Source organism: Hallerella porci, from assembly GCF_003148885.1.
Taxonomy (GTDB): domain Bacteria; phylum Fibrobacterota; class Fibrobacteria; order Fibrobacterales; family Fibrobacteraceae; genus Hallerella; species Hallerella porci.
The window spans coordinates 56,179-74,010 of record NZ_QGHD01000003.1 but is presented as its reverse complement, the minus strand read 5'-3'; the positions used below and the strand labels follow the sequence as shown (position 1 = coordinate 74,010).

Annotated in this window: 12 protein-coding genes; 5 read left to right on the top strand and 7 right to left on the bottom strand. The window is 45.8% G+C overall.

The window, feature by feature from the left end; all coding sequences use genetic code 11:
- Window positions 1–18: 18 nt before the first annotated feature.
- Together B0H50_RS02725 and B0H50_RS02720 are read right to left on the bottom strand one after the other, a co-directional pair.
- Window positions 19–1,134, bottom strand: a complete 1,116-nt coding sequence (locus B0H50_RS02725) for a GDSL-type esterase/lipase family protein (protein ID WP_233244481.1) — start codon at window positions 1,132–1,134, stop codon at window positions 19–21.
- 44 nt (window positions 1,135–1,178) lie between these two features.
- Window positions 1,179–3,989, bottom strand: coding sequence for a T9SS type A sorting domain-containing protein (locus tag B0H50_RS02720; RefSeq protein ID WP_106198188.1), 2,811 nt, complete (start codon window positions 3,987–3,989; stop codon window positions 1,179–1,181).
- Window positions 3,990–4,142: 153 nt separating this feature from the next.
- Here B0H50_RS02720 and B0H50_RS02715 point away from each other — a divergent pair, with 153 nt between their 5' ends.
- Together B0H50_RS02715 and B0H50_RS02710 are read left to right on the top strand one after the other, a co-directional pair.
- On the top strand, window positions 4,143–5,099 hold the full coding sequence (locus B0H50_RS02715) for a dihydrodipicolinate synthase family protein (RefSeq protein ID WP_106198253.1): 957 nt from the start codon (window positions 4,143–4,145) through the stop codon (window positions 5,097–5,099).
- A 9-nt stretch (window positions 5,100–5,108) separates the two neighbouring features.
- Entirely contained in the window at window positions 5,109–5,672 is a 564-nt protein-coding gene (locus tag B0H50_RS02710; protein WP_106198187.1) for a hypothetical protein, read from the top strand.
- Window positions 5,673–5,752: 80 nt separating this feature from the next.
- Here the strand turns inward: B0H50_RS02710 and mfd are convergent, their stop codons facing one another.
- Window positions 5,753–9,091, bottom strand: a complete 3,339-nt coding sequence (gene mfd, locus B0H50_RS02705) for a transcription-repair coupling factor (protein WP_109587207.1) — start codon at window positions 9,089–9,091, stop codon at window positions 5,753–5,755.
- Window positions 9,092–9,249: 158 nt separating this feature from the next.
- Between mfd and B0H50_RS02700 the strand changes: the two genes are divergently transcribed.
- The 3 genes from B0H50_RS02700 (at window position 9,250) to B0H50_RS02690 (ending at window position 12,689) form a co-directional block, all read left to right on the top strand.
- Window positions 9,250–9,759 (top strand): DUF559 domain-containing protein, encoded by a 510-nt coding sequence (locus B0H50_RS02700; RefSeq protein ID WP_106198185.1) that lies wholly within the window; start codon window positions 9,250–9,252, stop codon window positions 9,757–9,759.
- Window positions 9,760–9,944: 185 nt separating this feature from the next.
- Window positions 9,945–11,357, top strand: coding sequence for a glycine--tRNA ligase (locus B0H50_RS02695; protein ID WP_106198184.1), 1,413 nt, complete (start codon window positions 9,945–9,947; stop codon window positions 11,355–11,357).
- A gap of 228 nt (window positions 11,358–11,585) precedes the next feature.
- Window positions 11,586–12,689 carry a pyridoxal phosphate-dependent aminotransferase gene (locus B0H50_RS02690; protein WP_109587233.1) on the top strand — a complete coding sequence of 368 codons (1,104 nt, stop codon included), beginning with the start codon at window positions 11,586–11,588 and terminating at the stop codon, window positions 12,687–12,689.
- A gap of 31 nt (window positions 12,690–12,720) precedes the next feature.
- Here the strand turns inward: B0H50_RS02690 and B0H50_RS02685 are convergent, their stop codons facing one another.
- The 4 genes from B0H50_RS02685 to B0H50_RS02670 are packed head-to-tail and all read right to left on the bottom strand — an operon-like array spanning window position 12,721 to window position 17,826.
- On the bottom strand, window positions 12,721–13,395 hold the full coding sequence (locus B0H50_RS02685) for an HAD family hydrolase (protein WP_106198182.1): 675 nt from the start codon (window positions 13,393–13,395) through the stop codon (window positions 12,721–12,723).
- Entirely contained in the window at window positions 13,392–14,696 is a 1,305-nt protein-coding gene (locus B0H50_RS02680) for a deoxyguanosinetriphosphate triphosphohydrolase (protein ID WP_106198181.1), read from the bottom strand. The genes B0H50_RS02685 and B0H50_RS02680 overlap by 4 nt, the downstream gene beginning before the upstream one ends.
- An 8-nt stretch (window positions 14,697–14,704) precedes the next feature.
- The gene (locus B0H50_RS02675) at window positions 14,705–16,387 is read right to left on the bottom strand and encodes a PCMD domain-containing protein (protein WP_109587206.1); all 1,683 of its coding nucleotides are present in this window, start codon (window positions 16,385–16,387) and stop codon (window positions 14,705–14,707) included.
- Window positions 16,384–17,826, bottom strand: a complete 1,443-nt coding sequence (locus tag B0H50_RS02670) for a PCMD domain-containing protein (protein WP_106198179.1) — start codon at window positions 17,824–17,826, stop codon at window positions 16,384–16,386. Before B0H50_RS02670 ends, B0H50_RS02675 begins: the two co-directional genes overlap by 4 nt.
- Window positions 17,827–17,832 lie beyond the last annotated feature (6 nt).

Sequence of the window (17,832 nt, the reverse complement as noted above, 5' to 3'; positions counted from 1 at the left end):
CGTTTTTCATTTTAAAAATTAAAAACGAAAAATATGCAGCGGCAAATTGCCGATATTGGCAACGTAACGCCCCGCAGGAAGTTTCGGTAACGAGAGCGCATTTTCTCCCGCTTTTCCGTTCACCTTTTTTGCGACTAAAAGGCGTCCGTGTAAATCAAAAATTTTTACGGAAAGCGTTTGATTTTGCGAAAGAGTGAAATAAATATTTCCTTTTTCATAGCGGAAATTTTCCGCTTTTTTTGTTGGATGAATTGACTCTTCCGCTTCATTTTTTGCCGAAAGATCCGTGACCGTATACGGTGCGCTCATGATTTGCGTCTGCGTATTTTCTTCGATTTTTACCGAAACCGCATACGTTCCAAGTTCCGAAATGGTGAGAGTTTTCTGCGTTTCTTGCGGTAGTAAAACGCCGTCTTGATACCACTTAAATCCAAAGCCCGCAGGCGCCGAAAGCGTCGTTTGATTCTGCGAAATTTTGAGTTCGCTTTTTTGCAAATAGCTGTAAATAATTTCGGCTAAATGTTTTGCGCCTTCGATACTCGGGTGCACTGTATCTGTCGAAAGATACCAAGAAGGATTTTCTAAATAGCTGAATTTTGAATGCAAATCGATGATGCTTACGCCTTTCGTTAAGCCCGCACGGAAAATCGCAGGAATGACGTGTTTTACAATTGCGGTATCAAACATTCCCCATGCGCTGTTATTGACATAAGGCGGAGTAACTAGAAAAATCCGCGGTTTCGATTGCACTTGGAATGTATCGATGAAGCTTTCAAAGTCCGCTGTAATTGCCGAATCGTAAGCAGCACGCTCCGCATCGTTCAACCATTCGGTGTAAACTTTTGCATCGTTTGTGCCGAGCCCGATGATAACGGTATCGGCGGCAAAATTCCGCGCCGGCGTAAATTGATAACCTTTCCAATATGATGACGCATCATCTTTTCGAATCGTTAAACCGCTGACGCCAAAATTGCCGACGGTATCCTTCGCTGCGTTACCGCTTTCACTTCGCAATAAATTTTGCAAATGATGCGGATACGAAGTCGTATCGGGCCACGATTCAAAGCCGTAGCCATAAGTAATACTATTTCCGACGCACGCAATTTTCCCTGCAGCCCAAAGCGAATCTGCCAAGAGAAAAATCGCAATCGAAAAAATTGAGCACGCCGTTTTAAACATTAGCGGAGAATTCCCACTTGCGAAGAAAGGAGAAGCGTTTTTCCACTTGTCACGCGGACGATATAAGTGCCGCGAGCTTTTGCCATTTCACCCAGCGGAAGCGAAGCCGACTGGGTGAAGCGTTTTTGGTAAACGCAATTTCCATTCAAATCGTAAAGTGCTACTTGCAGCGAAGAATTGTTCACGATTAAATTCAAATTGCCGCTTTCAATCGAAGCGTAACGATTGAAATTCAGCGTTGATTCTTTCACTTGCTTGGGAATCGCAGCAGATGTATTTGAACCATCCATTTTCCAAGAGCTCGGAACGCGCGCTGCAATGCCGCGACCTGCTGTGCTCATGTAAACGACGCCGTAGGTATTCATATCGCCCATCACAAATTCGCCATTTGCAAGTCCACCGTATTCGTGAGCATCGTCGTTGACGCGAGTCCACGTTTTGCCTTCGTCGTCGGAGCCGAAAACGCCGGTTACTTTATCGACAATCGTAAAGGCGTAAATGGAAATACCTTTGCCGCCTGCGCCGATTCCGTAGCCGACTGCTTCGGTGTAGCCTACGCCCGAAATTTTATTCCAAGTTTTTCCGCCGTCGGTCGAATGCAAAAGGTTTCCGCTTTTTGGATTTCCTTGTTCATCTTGAATTCCAATCGGGAGCCATAAATCGCCGACTTTCCCCGGAATCGCACGGAACTTTTTAAATCCACTTTTGCCCGGTTCCGAAATTTTTGCAAATGTTTTTCCTTGGTCAGTGCTCTTGTAGAAAATGCCCGCGGTTTTATCGTATGCGTAAAAGACATTCGCATCTTCAGGGTCGCCGACGACATAAGAAGAATTTGTAATTCCAGAAACTTCGTCCCAAGTTGTCGTATTGTAATTTCTTAAAACTTTCGTCGTGCCTTTTTCGGGAACCCAAATCGCCATCGAGCCATCGGCAGAAATCGCAGCGGTTCCGCCCGAATACGAAGAGTTTGGTCCTGTGTAAGTTTCTACGCTCCAAGTTTTTGCCGAGTCCGTCGAATATTGAAGCGGAGCAATCGGAATATCATTATACTTGCCCGAGTATTTTCTGGAATCGGTTACTTTTACAAGTTTTCCCGACTTCGGCGCATACGCTAAACTCCAAGTCGAACCCAAAGATTTTCCACCGTCAACTCCCGAAATATGACGCGTCGTCGGATATTCATAAACTTTATTGTGTCTAAATCCATCGTAGTCTGCAATAACAGAAACTAAAGGTCCTCCAGGAATGCTCACGACTTCGTAAGGCACCGTTTCTTCAATGCCATGACTCGAAACTTTCCACACTTGATTATTTGTAACAACTCCCCACGCATCATAAATGCGCGTGTTATTGGAAACGTATGGATCTTTAGATAATGTATAAGCGGTAATGTCGTCGGTTCTAAAGACGCCGTTTCCCGAAGCGATAAAAACACGTTTCGGATTAAACGGATCTATTGCGACACTTCCCGACCAGTGAATCGAACTATTCTTCATCCAGCCGATGCCATTTTCATCCATTTTCGGAGACACTTGATCGGACAGATTGCGATATGCAAAACTTTGGACAAAATGTTCGCCGCCATCTTCGGAATAATAAATTTGCGTTCCCCATTGATCGCTGTAAGAGCCCGTGGAATCGCTCGTTGCATTATACCAATACTGAGCACCATTATAGCCCGCAGCAGTAATCACAATTTTCTTCGAATCATTCGGGTCAATCGCAATGCCTCCGTAAGGAGCGCAATATTGATACGCGGAATCTTTCACATCGACAACATCATATTTTGCGCCATTGTAATACAAAACATTTTCCGGTGAAATATTGCTCCATTCTTTTTTCGAAACATCATATTTTAAAACGGCGCCTCTGCCAAAGCCATCATAAATCATGCCCCAGCCTTCGTCCCACGCCATCGTATGCGGGCCCGCGCCATCGGCAAAGGTGATAATCAAAACCGAGCCATCTTTTGAAACGACAGCGCGCTGTGGCATTAAACGCACCAAAGATCCGCCCGCCGTTGCGCGAAGCTTATCGGGAATCGGTAACGCTGCCCAAGATTTTCCGCCATCGGTTGACGTGAACACATTTTCAAAGGTGCTGTTTTTGGTTGAACCTTCGCGTAAAAATCCCGCGTATAAAACCTTTGACGAGCCCGGTGCATATTGCACAAAACTAAATCCCGAGCCGTTCCACGTGGTATCTGAACCGGCGGCTTTTTTCCAAGCATCGACGTGCGACCAAGTTTTACCGTTATCGGTTGATTTCCACAATCCCGAACGTCTCGAGCCGTAAAACATATTGTCCGAATTATTCGGGTCAATCGCTAAAGCTTCGCCGTTTCCGCGTCCCATGCCGTTGCCGTGAACGCCAAAATCTTGAACCACGCCGCCTTTTGCGCCCGTCGAATCCCACACATACGAAATTTCCCAAGAAGAGCCTTTATCGGTCGACTTTAAAAAGGCGCTGCGCGCATTGTTAAAGTAACTCGTGCCCGCCATCATATAAACCGTATTCGATTCTTGCGGGTCAACAGCTAACGCTTCGATTCCCAAAAGACCGCGCTCCGAGACATCGACCCAGTCCATCATCGATTCCCAATGAGCCGATGCATTATTCCAACGATAAGCGCCGCCGACATCGGTGCGGGCGTAAAATAAATTTTCATCGATGGGTGAAGCAATCACCGACGACACAAAGCCGCCGCCTCCCATATAAACATTGCTCCATTTAAAATCCGAAGATTTTGCTGCAAAAGCGACACTTGCGACCGCTGCGCAAGTTAACGAAATGCGAAAAATTTTGACCATAACACTTCACCCGTTTAAGTTTTTTTCCAATTTATACAAAAAATGGCGAAATTCTTCACTTTGGGCGCTTTTATAAGAAAAAAGTGTGCAAAAAAATACAGCTTTCTTGGAATATTCGGGGAAAAATTCCCGATTTTTGTGTATTTTTACAGTATGCAAATTACAAACGCTTCTCAACTTCGCGGAGTTTTTCCCGCTCTCTTTACGCCCCTCAAGGACGATGATCCCAAGCACCTCAAGAATTCCATCGATTACAAAAAGATGGGACAGATGATCGATGATGTGATCGCTGCAGGAGCTGCTGGTGTTCTCCCCGCGGTTACAACCGGTCAAAGTGCGACCGTTTCGCCGCAACAACATTTAGATATTATCAAGTTTACTTTGGATTATGTGGATGGACGCGTTCCTGTCATCGCGGGCGCAGGATCAAATTGCACGCGCGAATCCATTGAAATCATCGAAAATGTTTTGAAAATTGCTCCCGTCGCCGTTCTCTGCGTCACCGGATATTACAACAATCCTCCGCAAGAAGGCTTAGAAAAGCATTACCGCACAATTAGCCAAGAAACCGGCGCAAAAATCGTCATTTACAATGTGCCCGGAAGAACTTCGAGCTACGTGCATCCCGATACCCTTATCCGCCTCGCCGACGATAAAAACATCATCGGTCTCAAGCAAGCCGTGGATTTTAAAATCGGTGAAAAATATCACGAAGATACTCTCCGCGTGATTAACGAAACCAAGGGCAAAGATTTCGCAGTCATGAGCGGCGAAGACGGTTCTTTCATCGACATTCTCGAAATGGGTGGAACCGGACTCGTGAGCGCATCGGGAAATATTCCTGAAGCCTGCAAAATTTTTGTGGATCTTTACAACGCGTTCCAAAAGGGCGACTTTACGAAGTGCGATGACTTGCAAGATGCCGCACGCGATTACATCGAAACGACATTCTGCCGCAAGAATCCGATTCCTCTGGGAACTCTTTTCAATAGTCCGCTTTTCCTCCCGCTCGTTAGCGTTCGCGAAACTGCCCGCGGCGACGAAGCCGAAGCGCGCATTTTGAAACTCATCCGCGAAAAGGCGCCGAGCCTTCTCAAGTATCATCCATAAGGAGCAATCATGGCTGAAACCAAAAATGTAACCGACGAAATTTTTGATAGCTTGAAGAAGAACGGTTTTTTGCCGATTCCTGTGCAAGAAATCAATTCGGATGCAGAAACTGTCCGCTATTTTGGCGGGGACTTTGCTGAATTTATCGAAGCGGCGAAAGCGTTAAACGCCAAAGCGATTTTCGTCGAAACCCTTTATTTAGAAGACGATGAATTCTACTACGAATCCGGCGTCGAAGATGACGATAACGGTTGCTGCTGTTGCAAAGATAACGGCGAAGTTGTCGAAGATAAATCCGAAGAAGGCAAAGAAGCTCCGATTTGGCTCGACCCCGAAGACTTAGACGGTATGGATTTGACTCTTCTCAAGCCAGAATTAGAAAAGTATGACGAACGCGTCGGCGACGAATGCGGCGTCCGCTTGACAATTCCTGGCGCCGATCATCTCCAAGTAGAAATTTTCACCGATTGGTATGATGATTTCGCAGGTCTTGTCGACGAAGCTTCGGATGAAATTGAACTCGATCCGAAGGCTGCTCTCAAGAAGATGCAAGAAGCGGTGAAAGAAAACTAAGCCTTTGAAAATTGCAATGCGCCCGCGAAGCGGGCGCATTTGTTTTTCTCCGACGCACGGCAAAGCCGTGCGTCCATTTTTTATTTCTGCGCCACCGCGCAGAAAAATTTGCAGGCTCGTTCCGCGACTTCGTCATCGGTTCCGTTTCCGAGTTCCACAGCACCTTGCAGCGGTGAACTGCCGACGAATCGCATCGGATACGGTGAATTTGCAACCATTTCGGCGAGGAGTTTCGGATCGGGCGGAGGAAATTCGACAAAGGTAAAGACGAGCATTCCGCGACGCGCTTCCACTCCTTGAATGCGAAGTTTACTTGCGATTAAAGCGATTTTCGTCACGAGGAAAAGCTTTTCCACGGGAGCGGGCAAAGGCCCAAAGCGATCTTCTAATTCCGATTGTAGCTGCGAAAGTTCTTCGCTCTTCGTCGAACGCGCCAAGCGCTGATAAATCGAAATGCGAGAAAGTCCATCGGTAATGTAAGTTTCCGGCAGGAATGCATCGACAGAAAGTTCCACGCGGGGCTGAACTTTGGGCGAGCCTTCCCCACCGCCGCGAAGTTCTTCGACCGCTTCGCGGACTAAACGCACATATGTTTCGTAACCGACTTCGGCGATGAAACCGTGCTGTTCCGACCCGAGTAAATTTCCCGCCCCGCGGATTTCCAAATCCCGCATTGCGAGTTGGTAACCGCTTCCCAAATCCGTAAATTGTTCAAGCGCCTGCAATCGTTTCATCGATTCTGTCGAAATCGCTTCGCTTTTTGGGACAACCAAATAGGCATAAGCGAGAACATCCGAACGCCCGACGCGTCCGCGCATCTGATACAACTGGCTAATGCCAAAATGATGCGCATTCATAATGAGAATCGTATTCGCATTCGGCACATCGAGCCCGCTTTCGATAATGCTCGTGCTCACGAGAATGTCAAAGTCGCCTTTGATAAACGCATCCATCACGCGTTCCAAATCGTGATCTTCCATTTGACCATGCGCGACGGCGACGCGCGCGCCCGGCGCCATTGCTTCGATATCCGCCGCTAAATTTTCAATGCTTTGCACCCGATCATTTACCACGAACACTTGCCCACCGCGGGCGAGTTCATCGTGAATTGCTTCGGCGAGAACAGAATCATCGCGGGCTAAAATTTTCGTTTCCACCGGAAGGCGATTCATCGGCGGCGTATTGATAAGAGAAATGTCGCGGACTCCGGTGAGCGAAAGATGGAGCGACCGCGGAATCGGTGTCGCACTCATGCTGAGAGTATCCACCGTTAAACGCAATTCGCGCAAATGTTCTTTTTGCTTCACTCCGAATTTTTGCTCTTCATCGATAATTAAAAGTCCCAAATCTTTGAAGGCGCTTTGATTGGATAAAAGCGCATGTGTTCCGATGACGATGTCGTATTTTCCTTCGGAAACTTCTTGGAAAATTTTCTTCTTTTCGGCTGCGGTTTTGTAACGGTTGACAAGTGCAATATTCACCGGAAATGCTGCAAAACGTTCGCGGAAAGTTTCGTAATGCTGCGCCGCTAAAATCGTCGTCGGCACTAAAACCGCCACTTGCTTTTTCGAATAAATGCATTTAAACGCAGCACGCATCGCCACTTCGGTTTTTCCAAATCCGACATCGCCGCAGACCAAGCGATCCATCGGCCGCGTATTTTCCATATCCGCTTTAATTTCGGCAGTTGCCCGCACCTGATCCGGAGTCGGCTCATATTCAAAGGCATCTTCGAATTCTTTTTGCATTCGCGAATCGGGCGGAAACGCAAAGCCTTCGATGAGTTCGCGACGCGCATAAAGTTGCACGAGTTCTTTCGCAATTTTGATGACTCGCTTTTTGACGCGCTCTTTGAGTTTTTCCCAAGTCTTCGTCCCGAGATGCGCAAGTTCCGGAATCGCTTCATCGGTATTCGGCATCTTTTCAATTTTTCGCAAATCGGAAACGGGAAATTTCAAACGGTCATTGCCCGCGTATTCGAGAAGAATGCAATCGACAAGTCCACCGCCGATTTTTTCGCGAACAAGCCCGCGGTAACGCCCAACGCCGTGATCTTCGTGCACCACATAATCGCCGCGAGAAAGCGATTCAATCAAAAGCGCATCCGAAATGGAACCCGAAACCGCATGCTTTCTCCGCACTTTTCCGGTGCGATTGAAAATCTCAGATTCGGTTAAGAAAGCGACTCCTTCGGAATCCGCCCAAAATCCGTTCGAAAGATCGCCGAGAAGAATTCCCGCAAGAGGCGCTTCTTCAAAAAGATGTTCCAAACGCTGCGCGCTGCCTTCGGAATGGGCAACCAAATAAATGAGCCCGCCCGATGCAGCAAATTCCTCCATTTCTTTGACAAGTCCGCTTGTGCCTTCGACCCCTTTCGTCTGCAACCGAGACGAAATCGAAATCCAATCTTTCGATTCCATTTGTGCCCGCGTAAAATTGACGCAAATGCGCTTCGCAAGAATTTCGCGGAAAGCGTCAAAGCGGAACCAAAGTTCCAAAGGAGGCATCACTTTTTGTCCAAGCGAGACCGCTTTTTCGTAAGCTTTGAGATGTAAAGCGCCGAGTTTTGCTGCGGATTCTTCAATCGTCGATTGTTTATCAAAGGCAATCGCAGCCTTTGGCATATAATCAAAAATATTCGCCGATAAAGTTTCGTATTCCGAACGCCGCCACCAAATTAAATCCGAATCTTCGAGAGGAATTTTCGCTTTGGCTTCCATCGAAAGGGTAAATTCCCCATGCGGATAAATTTCCACCGATTTCAATTCTTCGATCGAGCGCTGCGAAAAAATATCAAAGGAACGAATGCTTTCAATTTCGTCGCCGAAAAATTCCAAGCGCACCGGATGCTTCGCCATAAATAAATTGATATCGACAATGCATCCGCGGATAGAAAATTCGCCGACCGCGCCGACGACCGGTTGCTCGGTAAATCCGCGGTCATTCAATTTTTGTCGCAACGAAAGCGGATCGACGACATCGCCCACGTGAAAAACGAGTTTTTGCTTTTGCAAATTTTCTTGGGGCGGAAGCCGCTGCAAAAGAGAATCCACCGGACAAACGGCGATAAACGGCACTTTGCTCGTCGCTGCTTTGAAAAATCGCAACCGTTCTTCGAGAATTCCGTCAAAAGGAAGCTTCGCTTCATACGCTTTAACGCCGAGCGATGGGAAAAAATGCACATTTTTTTCGCCGACGAAAGCTTGCAAATTTTGCATCCAAATTTCGCCCGAACGATAATCGTCCACGATGACCAAAATGCTTTCGGGAAACTTCGCAAAGCGATCCGCCACGACAAGCGCAGCCGCCGCAGGCGAAAGCCCTTCTACATGCAATGTTCCCGCATTCCAATTTGAAAAAGCAGAAAGTTTTCCAAAGTTTTGAGTCGGTAGAAATTCAGGAAATTGCAATGCGTTCATAAAACAAGTATAGAAATTAGGAATGAGTGTGCACGGCGAAAACGAGGAATTAGGAATGTGGAATAAATTCTCACTTGGTAAAAAAGGGAAAAGTTTATGTCATTAACAATAAAAAATGTATATTCTAAACAAAAAAATATAAGTAAAAGGAGCAAAAAATGATTCCATACGGATTTTTAAGAGAAACGACTGCGGATGCTGAAAAAGATGGCTTTGACAAGGAATTTAATCTTTGCAGAACCGGATTAGAAATTTACTTAGCTAAAATATTCCCGAATATACATGATTGGATTCATGATAAAGCGATTCCCAATTTAAAAGATTTAAACAACAAAGCTCGCAGAATTAGACCAGATTATCGAAGTGAAGCGCTAAAAATGATTGTTGAATTTGATGGCCTTCCGCATTACAATCAAGTTTTATCCATCATTAAGGATGAAGAGAATACTAAAATTTATGAAACCAATGGATATAAAGTAGTGCGCATTCCTTATTTTATTCAACTTTCAAAATCGGTTGTAAAACAACTGTTTCAAGTTGATATTCAAGAGGAACTTTTTGACGAATCCATTCCCTCATTAGGGATAAAAAATTTAGCCTGTTTACCGGCATCCCTGTGTCCGCTAGGCGTGCAGCGAATGGCAAAAGAAAAGCAATTGAGGAATTAAAAAATCCATAGAATTGAAATTGTGAAGAAATTGCAAAAGGCTCTAAACGAGCCTTTTTTCATAATTTATTGATTTTACAGAAATGAATTTACCGACTCTTTTCTTCGCTTGAAACGAAAATCTCCTCGCCTCAAAATTTACGTTTTGCTATATTTTCCGTCAAAGAATTCAAAAAAGGACTTTTTATGGCAAAAACAGTTCAGAATGCTCTCAAAGATGTCATTTCTCTCTGCAAAAGACGTGGTTTTATTTTCCCGGGTTCCGAAATTTATGACGGTCTCGCGAACACTTGGGACTACGGTCCTTATGGCGTTGAACTCAAGCGCAATATCAAAAATCTCTGGTGGAAAAATTTCGTCGCATCGCGTCCGGATGTCGTCGGCCTCGATTCTTCTATCCTTTTGAATCCTCGCGTTTGGCAGGCTTCGGGTCACGTTTCGAACTTTTCGGATCCTCTCGTCGATTGCAAAGCTTGCCACGAACGTTTCCGCGCAGACCAACTCTTGGAAGAAAAGCTCGGTGAAAGCTGCTGCGCCGGAAAAACCTTCCCCGAAATTCATCAGATGATGATCGATAACGAAATCGAATGCCCGAAATGCGGCAAGAAAGATTTCACCGAACCGCGCGCCTTTAACTTGATGTTCCAAACGCAGCTCGGCGTTCTCGAAGGCACCGGCAACAAAGTTTATCTCCGTCCGGAAACCGCTCAAGGTATCTTCATCAACTTCAAAAATATTATGGACAATGTCCGCCCAAAAATTCCGTTTGGCGTCGGACAAATCGGTAAATCTTTCCGCAACGAAATTACACCGGGTAACTTCATTTTCCGCACCCGCGAATTTGAACAGATGGAACTCGAATTCTTCTGCGAACCGGGAACCGAAGTAGATTGGTACAATTATTGGAAAAAGACTTGCGTAGAATTCGTCGAAAGCCTCGGCGTGAACAAAGAAAAGCTCCGCCTCCGCGAACACGCTAAAGAAGAACTTTCGCACTATTCGAACGGAACATCGGATATCGAATACAACTTCCCGTTTGGTTGGGGCGAACTTTGGGGAATCGCAAGCCGCACCGATTACGATTTAACGCAACATCAAAAAGAATCCAAAGTCAAAATGGAATACTTTGATGCGGTGAAAAATAAACGATACATTCCGTATGTCGTTGAACCGTCTTTGGGCGTAGACCGTCTTCTCCTCGTTCTTCTCTGCGACGCTTATGATGTCGAAAAACTCGAAAACGGCGAAGAACGCGTGGTGATGCACTTTAGCCCGAAGGTCGCTCCGGTCAAGGCTGCAATTCTTCCGCTCGTGAAGAAAGGCAAAGTCAAAGAAGTCGCCGAAAAAATCTACAAGAATTTGATTCAAGACTTCAACGTCGAATACGATGAAACGCAATCCATCGGAAAGCGTTATCGCCGTCAAGATGAACTCGGCACACCGTATTGCATTACCGTGGACTTTGATACCATCGGCGAAGGCGACGATGTCAATCCTGAACTCAAGGGAATGGTCACCGTCCGCGAACGCGATTCGATGAAGCAAGAACACGTGAAAATCGAAGATCTTTCGAATTGGATTCACGCTCATTTGAAGTAATCGTTTGATGATGGAAACACTCGCCCAAGCAAAAGAAAGACTGCAAAATTTTCGTGAGAAAATGCAAGGTCTTTCCCGCTTTCAAAAACTGCTGATTATCGCTTTGATTGTCGCAGTTCCTGCGGGTGTTTTCCTCGCTACGATTTTACTTTTTCTTTGGAAGAGGCAAAGACATTGAACGGTCTATCCCAAAGACTTCCGGAGGATCTTTCCGATTCTCCTTTTTTTATGCAACTTTCAGCGCTCAAGAAAAAAGTTGGCACGTTTACCGACTTAACTCTTTCGAGCCCGTTAAAAGTTGGTTTAGCCTTTGATTTAAAACCTGCGCTGGACGAAGCTTCCCAAAAATTTTCCATTTGGAATCCGGATTCGAGCGGCTGGGAAGAATCGCGGAAAGCCGTCGCCGCTTACTTTCAAGAACGCGGTGGCTATTTTCATCCCGAATGGATTCAACTCACCTCGAGCACAAGCGAAGCGTATTCCATTTTATTCAAAACTCTCTGCGATCCGGGCGATGTCATTTTAACACCGCTTCCAGGTTATCCGCTTTTGGATTCCCTCGCCGCACTCGAATATTTAAAAACGGCGCCGTATTTTTTGAAACGCGAAAAGGAGAAATGGGCGCTCGATTTGGATTCACTTTGCACGTTTCCTGCGCACACGAAAATTCTGCTTTTAGTTTCTCCCAATAATCCGACTGGACATGTTCTTTCTCACGCCGAATGGGATGCGGTCATCGATTTTGCAAGTCTCGAAAATTTGGCGATTATCGTCGATGAAGTTTTTGGCGATTTTATTTACGATGGAACAGAACGCCCGTGGAATTGGGATTCTAAAGATGTTCCCGTTTTCTTTCTCGGCGGATTTTCCAAATCCGTCGGTTCGCCGCAATTAAAACTCGGTTGGATTGCCTACCGCCCGGGACGACTTGGCGAAAAATTAAAAGCGGCGATTGAATTTGTCGCCGACGCTTATTTAAGCGTTGCCTCGCCCGCTTTTGCGTTAGCTGAGCCAATGCTCCGCGCATCAAAAGAATACGAAGAAAAAATTTCCGAACGAGTTCAAGAAAATTTGCAAATTCTCCGCAAGAAATTTCCGTCCACTGAGATTTTTCCGCAAGTTCAAGGCGGCTGGTACGCAGCCCTTCATTTCGACGGCGAAGAAGACGAGGCACTCACTCTCCGTTTATTAGAAGAAAAGAAAATTCTCGTCCAACCCGGATTCCTCTTCGACTTCGATGAAGACGGATGGATTGTGATTAGTCTACTCAGTTTAATGAGAAATGAAAATAGCGGCGCTTCGCGCGAAAACCACCAAAATTTACCGTTTTAGAACTCGCGTTTTACCTTGCGGCGAAGCCGCCTTAACATTCCTCATTCCTAATTCCTAACTTAATCAAATTTTCCACTTTTTCGTGGACAAAATTTGGTTTGGGTTCGAGGCTTGAATTTACCCAAATTGTTCGCCAACCGCGTTCAGCGGCGGGTTTTAAATTTTTTAATGAATCGTCTAAGAGGATAATTTTTTCGGGAAAAATTTTTTCTGTAACGCCATCTTCGATTAAAACCGATTCCATTTTTTCGTATGCAGAAATTTGCGGTTTCCCTTCCCAATTTAAATCTTCGAGCCCGACGATGCGACGAAAACAATCGTAAATTCCCATGCGCTTGCAGCCGGTACGGCTCCAATCCGAGCGCCCGTTGGTGAAAATGTAGCGCGGACCTTTTAACCGCATTAAAAATTCGCGCTTTTGTGGCGCGGGCTCTGGATAAATCAAAAATTCCGGTTCGTGAATGAAGTCAAAAAAATCATCAGGAGAAACGCCGAATTTTGCGCGTAATCCCGCTAATGTCGTCCCGTAATCGCGGAGATATTCTTTACGGATTTCCTGCGCCTTTTCAAAATCGCAACCGAGAATTTTTTGCACGTACAAAGAGATGCGACGGTCTAAGGAATTTAAAACGGCGCGTTCCGATTCAAAGTAAAGGGTCAAATCGTAATCGAAAAGCCAAATGGTCGACGCATCGTTTAGAATCATTGCACAAGCCCGCTGATTTGATGCGCCAAATACGAGGCATAATTATCGGTCATGCCGCTCACGAAATCGAGCACTTGATGATACGCTTCGAGTTGCGTTACCGATTGTCCGATTTTTGCTTGCCCGATGAGTCGCACAATTCGCGATGCGCGATAAGAAGATTCGCCGAATTTGCGGAATTCGTAAACGCCGCTCACAAAGGCATCGAGAACGGTGCTGAGGGTTGTATAACTTCCCACTTCGAGTTCGGTTTTGCGACGATCGGGATAAATGCGTTCACGACCGAGACGCTTCGCAATGCGAATGCCGTTCACCGCATCGGAATCCGCCAAATCCAAAAGCGATCCTTGCAATTCGCCGTTCATAATTTCGGTGTAATGTTCCACAAAAACTTGGGCGACGGAATCGATTAAATTTTGCACGGCGACGCCGCGGACGCTCGAAAGAAAGTCGCGGAAATTTTGTCCGTTTTCATTGTATTCGCGGTCAATGTCAACATCGGGGCCGCAGAGATATTCGAACATATTCCGCACATCGGCAAATTGTAAAATGCCGAGTTCAATCGCATCTTCCACATCTAAAATCGAATAGCAAATATCGTCAGCGGCTTCAACCAAATAGCTTAACGGATGACGCATCCATTTGCCGTTGGCGATTTCGGGAATGCCGAGAATAGTTGCCATTTCGCGGTAATCTTCGGCTTCGGTTTGGAATAAACTCGTCGGCGTTCCGTAATAAGCGAGACGCGGATATTTCATCATCGACGAAACGGTCGGATAAGTAAGGCGCATGCCGCCGTCTAAAAAATGATATTCCAATTTTGAAAGGATGCGGACACCTTGAGCGTTGCCATCGAAATTTTCAAAGTCTTTCATTTCGCGGTCACTAAATCCGCGGAGCGGTGCCGAGTCTCGGTTTTTCTTAAACCAATCGCGGATAGCGGCTTCGCCGGCGTGTCCAAAAGGCGGGTTCCCAATATCGTGCGCAAGCGCCGCCGACTGGGCAATTGTCCCCAAATGATAAGCGTTAAATGTCCGCGGAAATTCTGATTTGATTTCGTTGAATACGGTAATCGCTAAACTCCGCGCGACACTCGAAACTTCAATCGAATGCGTTAAACGACTGTGCACATGATCGTTTACCGAGAACGGATGCACTTGTGTTTTGCGACCGAGTCTGCGGAAAGCGGTAGAAAAAACGATGCGGTCATAATCGCGATGAAAATTGGAACGGTTCGGATCTAAACTAGCGGGATGACCATACCGCGTCGCCGAAAGAAGAGTTTCCCAGTTGAGTAACATCTTTGTCCTTAGTAAATTAAACGCACCGAGTCGATGATAAGAGTTGCATCTTTCACGCCTTTGTAATGATTGCCGTCTGCGCTCGAAGCAAAGACGATACGCACATGCGTCACCGGCTCTTCGCCAGTCCCTTGAACGAGACTGTTGTTTATCGCAACACTTTCTTTGGATTGCAGAGTCGTGCGGAAAATTGCGGTCTTTTCTATCGCAGAGCCAGAAAGCGGAACGCCGTAATGCAGTTTTAAAAGAAGAGTCCGCATTCCATTTTTGTCAGCGGGAGAAATGCTTACGACATCGGGATTGACGCGACCCGAATTATCTGCCGTCGTCGAACGATACCACGCCGAAGCAATCAATTTATTCACATCGCTCGCTTTGCGGTTAATGTTTTTATTTCCCGTGCGATTTTCTAGAAGGATATACATTTCGCAGCTATCGCCTTTTCCCGTATACGAAAATTTCACTTCCATCATTTCGGGACGCGCGCCAAATGGCTTTCCAAAATCGAGAAGTTCATTGCCATCGGGCCATTTCGAAGCATCCGCCATCGCTAAGGTGGCAACCTCTTTCGGATTAAAGTCCGCGGTATATAAGCTTCCACTCGCGACTTTGCCGACGACTTTTCCCGTTGTAATTTTTGCGCCGATCATCGAACCCGATGTGTATTTTTCTGTCGTCGTTAAAATCGTATTCGCATTATTCCAAAGCGTATCGGGAACGACATCGCTATTTTTCCAAATGTTAAAATTGCTTCCCGGAATTTGATAGCCCGCTTTCACTTGATAAGTTGTCGTCTTGCCATTTTTCCCCGTTACAGTGACTGCGACACCGTAACCAAAATCGTAAGACTCGCCCACTTTCACATTTGCCATTGCGCCTTCCGAAAGCGTGAGCTCCGAAAGTTTTAATTTCGAAAGATCCGTGCGAAATTCTAAAGAGTCTACATGAATAGCGAAGCGCTCCAAATCGATTTCCGCTTTTTTCCCCGCAATCGAAAGAGAAAGAATTTGCGGAGCGCTTTCGTCTAACGGTTCCGCCGAAGAACTCGAAAGAACTTCTGCGCTCGAAGAATTTGGCGTCGCCTCGGACGAAGATGAATTTTCAGAAATTTTTGACGAAGAACTTTTTTCGGAAGCAGAACTTTTTCCCACGAAAGAGCTCGAAGAAATTTCTCCGCTATTTTTTTCGGAGCTACTTGAAACGCTTTCGGAACTTGAACTTTCTTCGTCCGAAGAACTGCTCACTTTTTCGGGAACGCGAAATTCCAATTTCCAAATGGATTTCTTTTTGCTTTCCGAAACGACGAGCATATAAATCACATGACCCGCGGGCAAGCGAATTTTTTCGCCTTCGCGCAAAGGCTTTTCTGCATAAGCGACGCTATCGGCTAATGAATCGAGTTCAAGAGAATCTTGCGGAAATTCGGAAAAGCGACTTTCAACTAAATGCATCGTCGCAAAATGGCTGACATCGATATCATCAATCGTAAGCGAATCCCACGTTTCCAAGGAATCGGGAATTTCTTGCAAATCAAATTCCAAGCGATGTTCGCTCGAATAAACTGCAGGAGCGCTCACTTGTTCTCGAAAACTCAAATCGTTCAGCACACGATAATCCGATGTGCCAAAGGTATCATAATCAGCGGTGCATGCGAAAATGCAAAACGCTAAAATGCCGAGGAGATATTTCATTCTGCAACTTCCTTACCGAGAAGCCGGAAGTTTTCTAAAGTGAGCGAAGATTTTTCGCCGCCGCGGAAATCGCTACTTTTCCCCGCTACACCGCCAGCGACGATATGCGCGTACGCAGACGAAGCAAAGAGAACGCGAATGCTCGCAACTTCTTCATCGCCTGTGCCGAGAGTTAAATCCGATGTACCCGCATAACCCGCCGAAAGAATTCCGTCGGGATCTGCGCCGTAATTTAACCGAACAATTTTCATTGTCTGTTCAACCGTTGCCGAATCCGAAAGCATTCCTAGTGCCACGGCGTGATTGTCCGCACTCACGAGGATGACGTAAGCAAGACTTTTCTGCGGAAATTCTTTGGATTTATTCGCCACGTGTTCGTAAGAATAAGTGAGTTCAAACGCAGTTGGGCGCGCTGTATAAGGTTTTCCAAATTTCATTTTCTTTGTCAAATCCGAAGGCGCTGTGCTCGGCGTTCCACTTTCATAACCTTCGTCGTAAATATCGCGCGCATCCGTTCCCGAATATTCACCGGTGAAATAAATTCCCGTCGCCATTTTCCATCCGCCCGGAATTCCGCCCCAAGCGCAAGATACTTCTTCTGTTGAAAGTGTAATCGATGAACCGTTTTCAATCAAATTCGCTTCGGACTTAAATGTGTATTTAGCGACAACGGTTGCACTTCCTTCCGTCGCCATCGCATCGCTTGTCGTCGCAAAGAAATCATTCCGCGAAGAAAAATCCGAGCCCGGAATTTGCGGAATTTCTGTTTTCAAAATTGACGATGAACTGAAAATTTCACTAGAAGAAATTTCTGTTTCCGAAGAAGACGAAACTTCACTCGATGAAAAACTAGACGAAGATTTTTCACTCGAAGAAGAAATTTCTACAGACGAACTCGAAATGATTTCCGCTGAAGAATTTTTGATTTTCGAAGAACTCGAGCTCATCGAAGACGAAGATTCTTTTGCCGAAGAAATTTTTTCAGAAGAGGAAGATTTTTCTTTTTCTGCACTCGAAGAACTTTCGGATGACGAAGATTTTTCCGTTTCCCATTTTACAAGCCAAACTTCGACAATGCGCTTCTTTTCATCCAAGACAACGAACGAAAAAGAATTGGTATCGCTCACAGCGATTTGAATTCCCGGCTGCATTTCTTGGCCAATTCCCGGATCGATTAAATCCGCATCGGTCGTCAAATAAAATTCAGCAGTCGCATTCGATGTAATCGATTTTAATTGAAGCGAATCGACATTTTCATTCAAGGAAATGGCAATCGTTTTCGTCTGCGGATTCACCGCTTTCACCGTTCCATTTTCAAATGCAATCGACGCAAAAATTGTCTCGGGAACATTTGCACTAGTGACATCGCTTTCTTCACAGGCGGTAAAGAACGCGAAGAAGAACGCTAAAAACAAAGAAAATTTTTTGCTGTTTTTCATGAGCTT

Bases quoted from the DNA above. Each gene is read 5' to 3' on its own strand.
- B0H50_RS02720 (WP_106198188.1), bottom strand. From the start codon at position 3,989: ATGGTCAAAATTTTTCGCATTTCGTTAACTTGCGCAGCGGTCGCAAGT.
- B0H50_RS02715 (WP_106198253.1), top strand. From the start codon at position 4,143: ATGCAAATTACAAACGCTTCTCAACTTCGCGGAGTTTTTCCCGCTCTC.
- B0H50_RS02710 (WP_106198187.1), top strand. From the start codon at position 5,109: ATGGCTGAAACCAAAAATGTAACCGACGAAATTTTTGATAGCTTGAAG.
- mfd (WP_109587207.1), bottom strand. From the start codon at position 9,091: ATGAACGCATTGCAATTTCCTGAATTTCTACCGACTCAAAACTTTGGA.
- B0H50_RS02700 (WP_106198185.1), top strand. From the start codon at position 9,250: ATGATTCCATACGGATTTTTAAGAGAAACGACTGCGGATGCTGAAAAA.
- B0H50_RS02695 (WP_106198184.1), top strand. From the start codon at position 9,945: ATGGCAAAAACAGTTCAGAATGCTCTCAAAGATGTCATTTCTCTCTGC.
- B0H50_RS02690 (WP_109587233.1), top strand. From the start codon at position 11,586: ATGCAACTTTCAGCGCTCAAGAAAAAAGTTGGCACGTTTACCGACTTA.
- B0H50_RS02685 (WP_106198182.1), bottom strand. From the start codon at position 13,395: ATGATTCTAAACGATGCGTCGACCATTTGGCTTTTCGATTACGATTTG.
- B0H50_RS02680 (WP_106198181.1), bottom strand. From the start codon at position 14,696: ATGTTACTCAACTGGGAAACTCTTCTTTCGGCGACGCGGTATGGTCAT.
- B0H50_RS02675 (WP_109587206.1), bottom strand. From the start codon at position 16,387: ATGAAATATCTCCTCGGCATTTTAGCGTTTTGCATTTTCGCATGCACC.
- B0H50_RS02670 (WP_106198179.1), bottom strand. From the start codon at position 17,826: ATGAAAAACAGCAAAAAATTTTCTTTGTTTTTAGCGTTCTTCTTCGCG.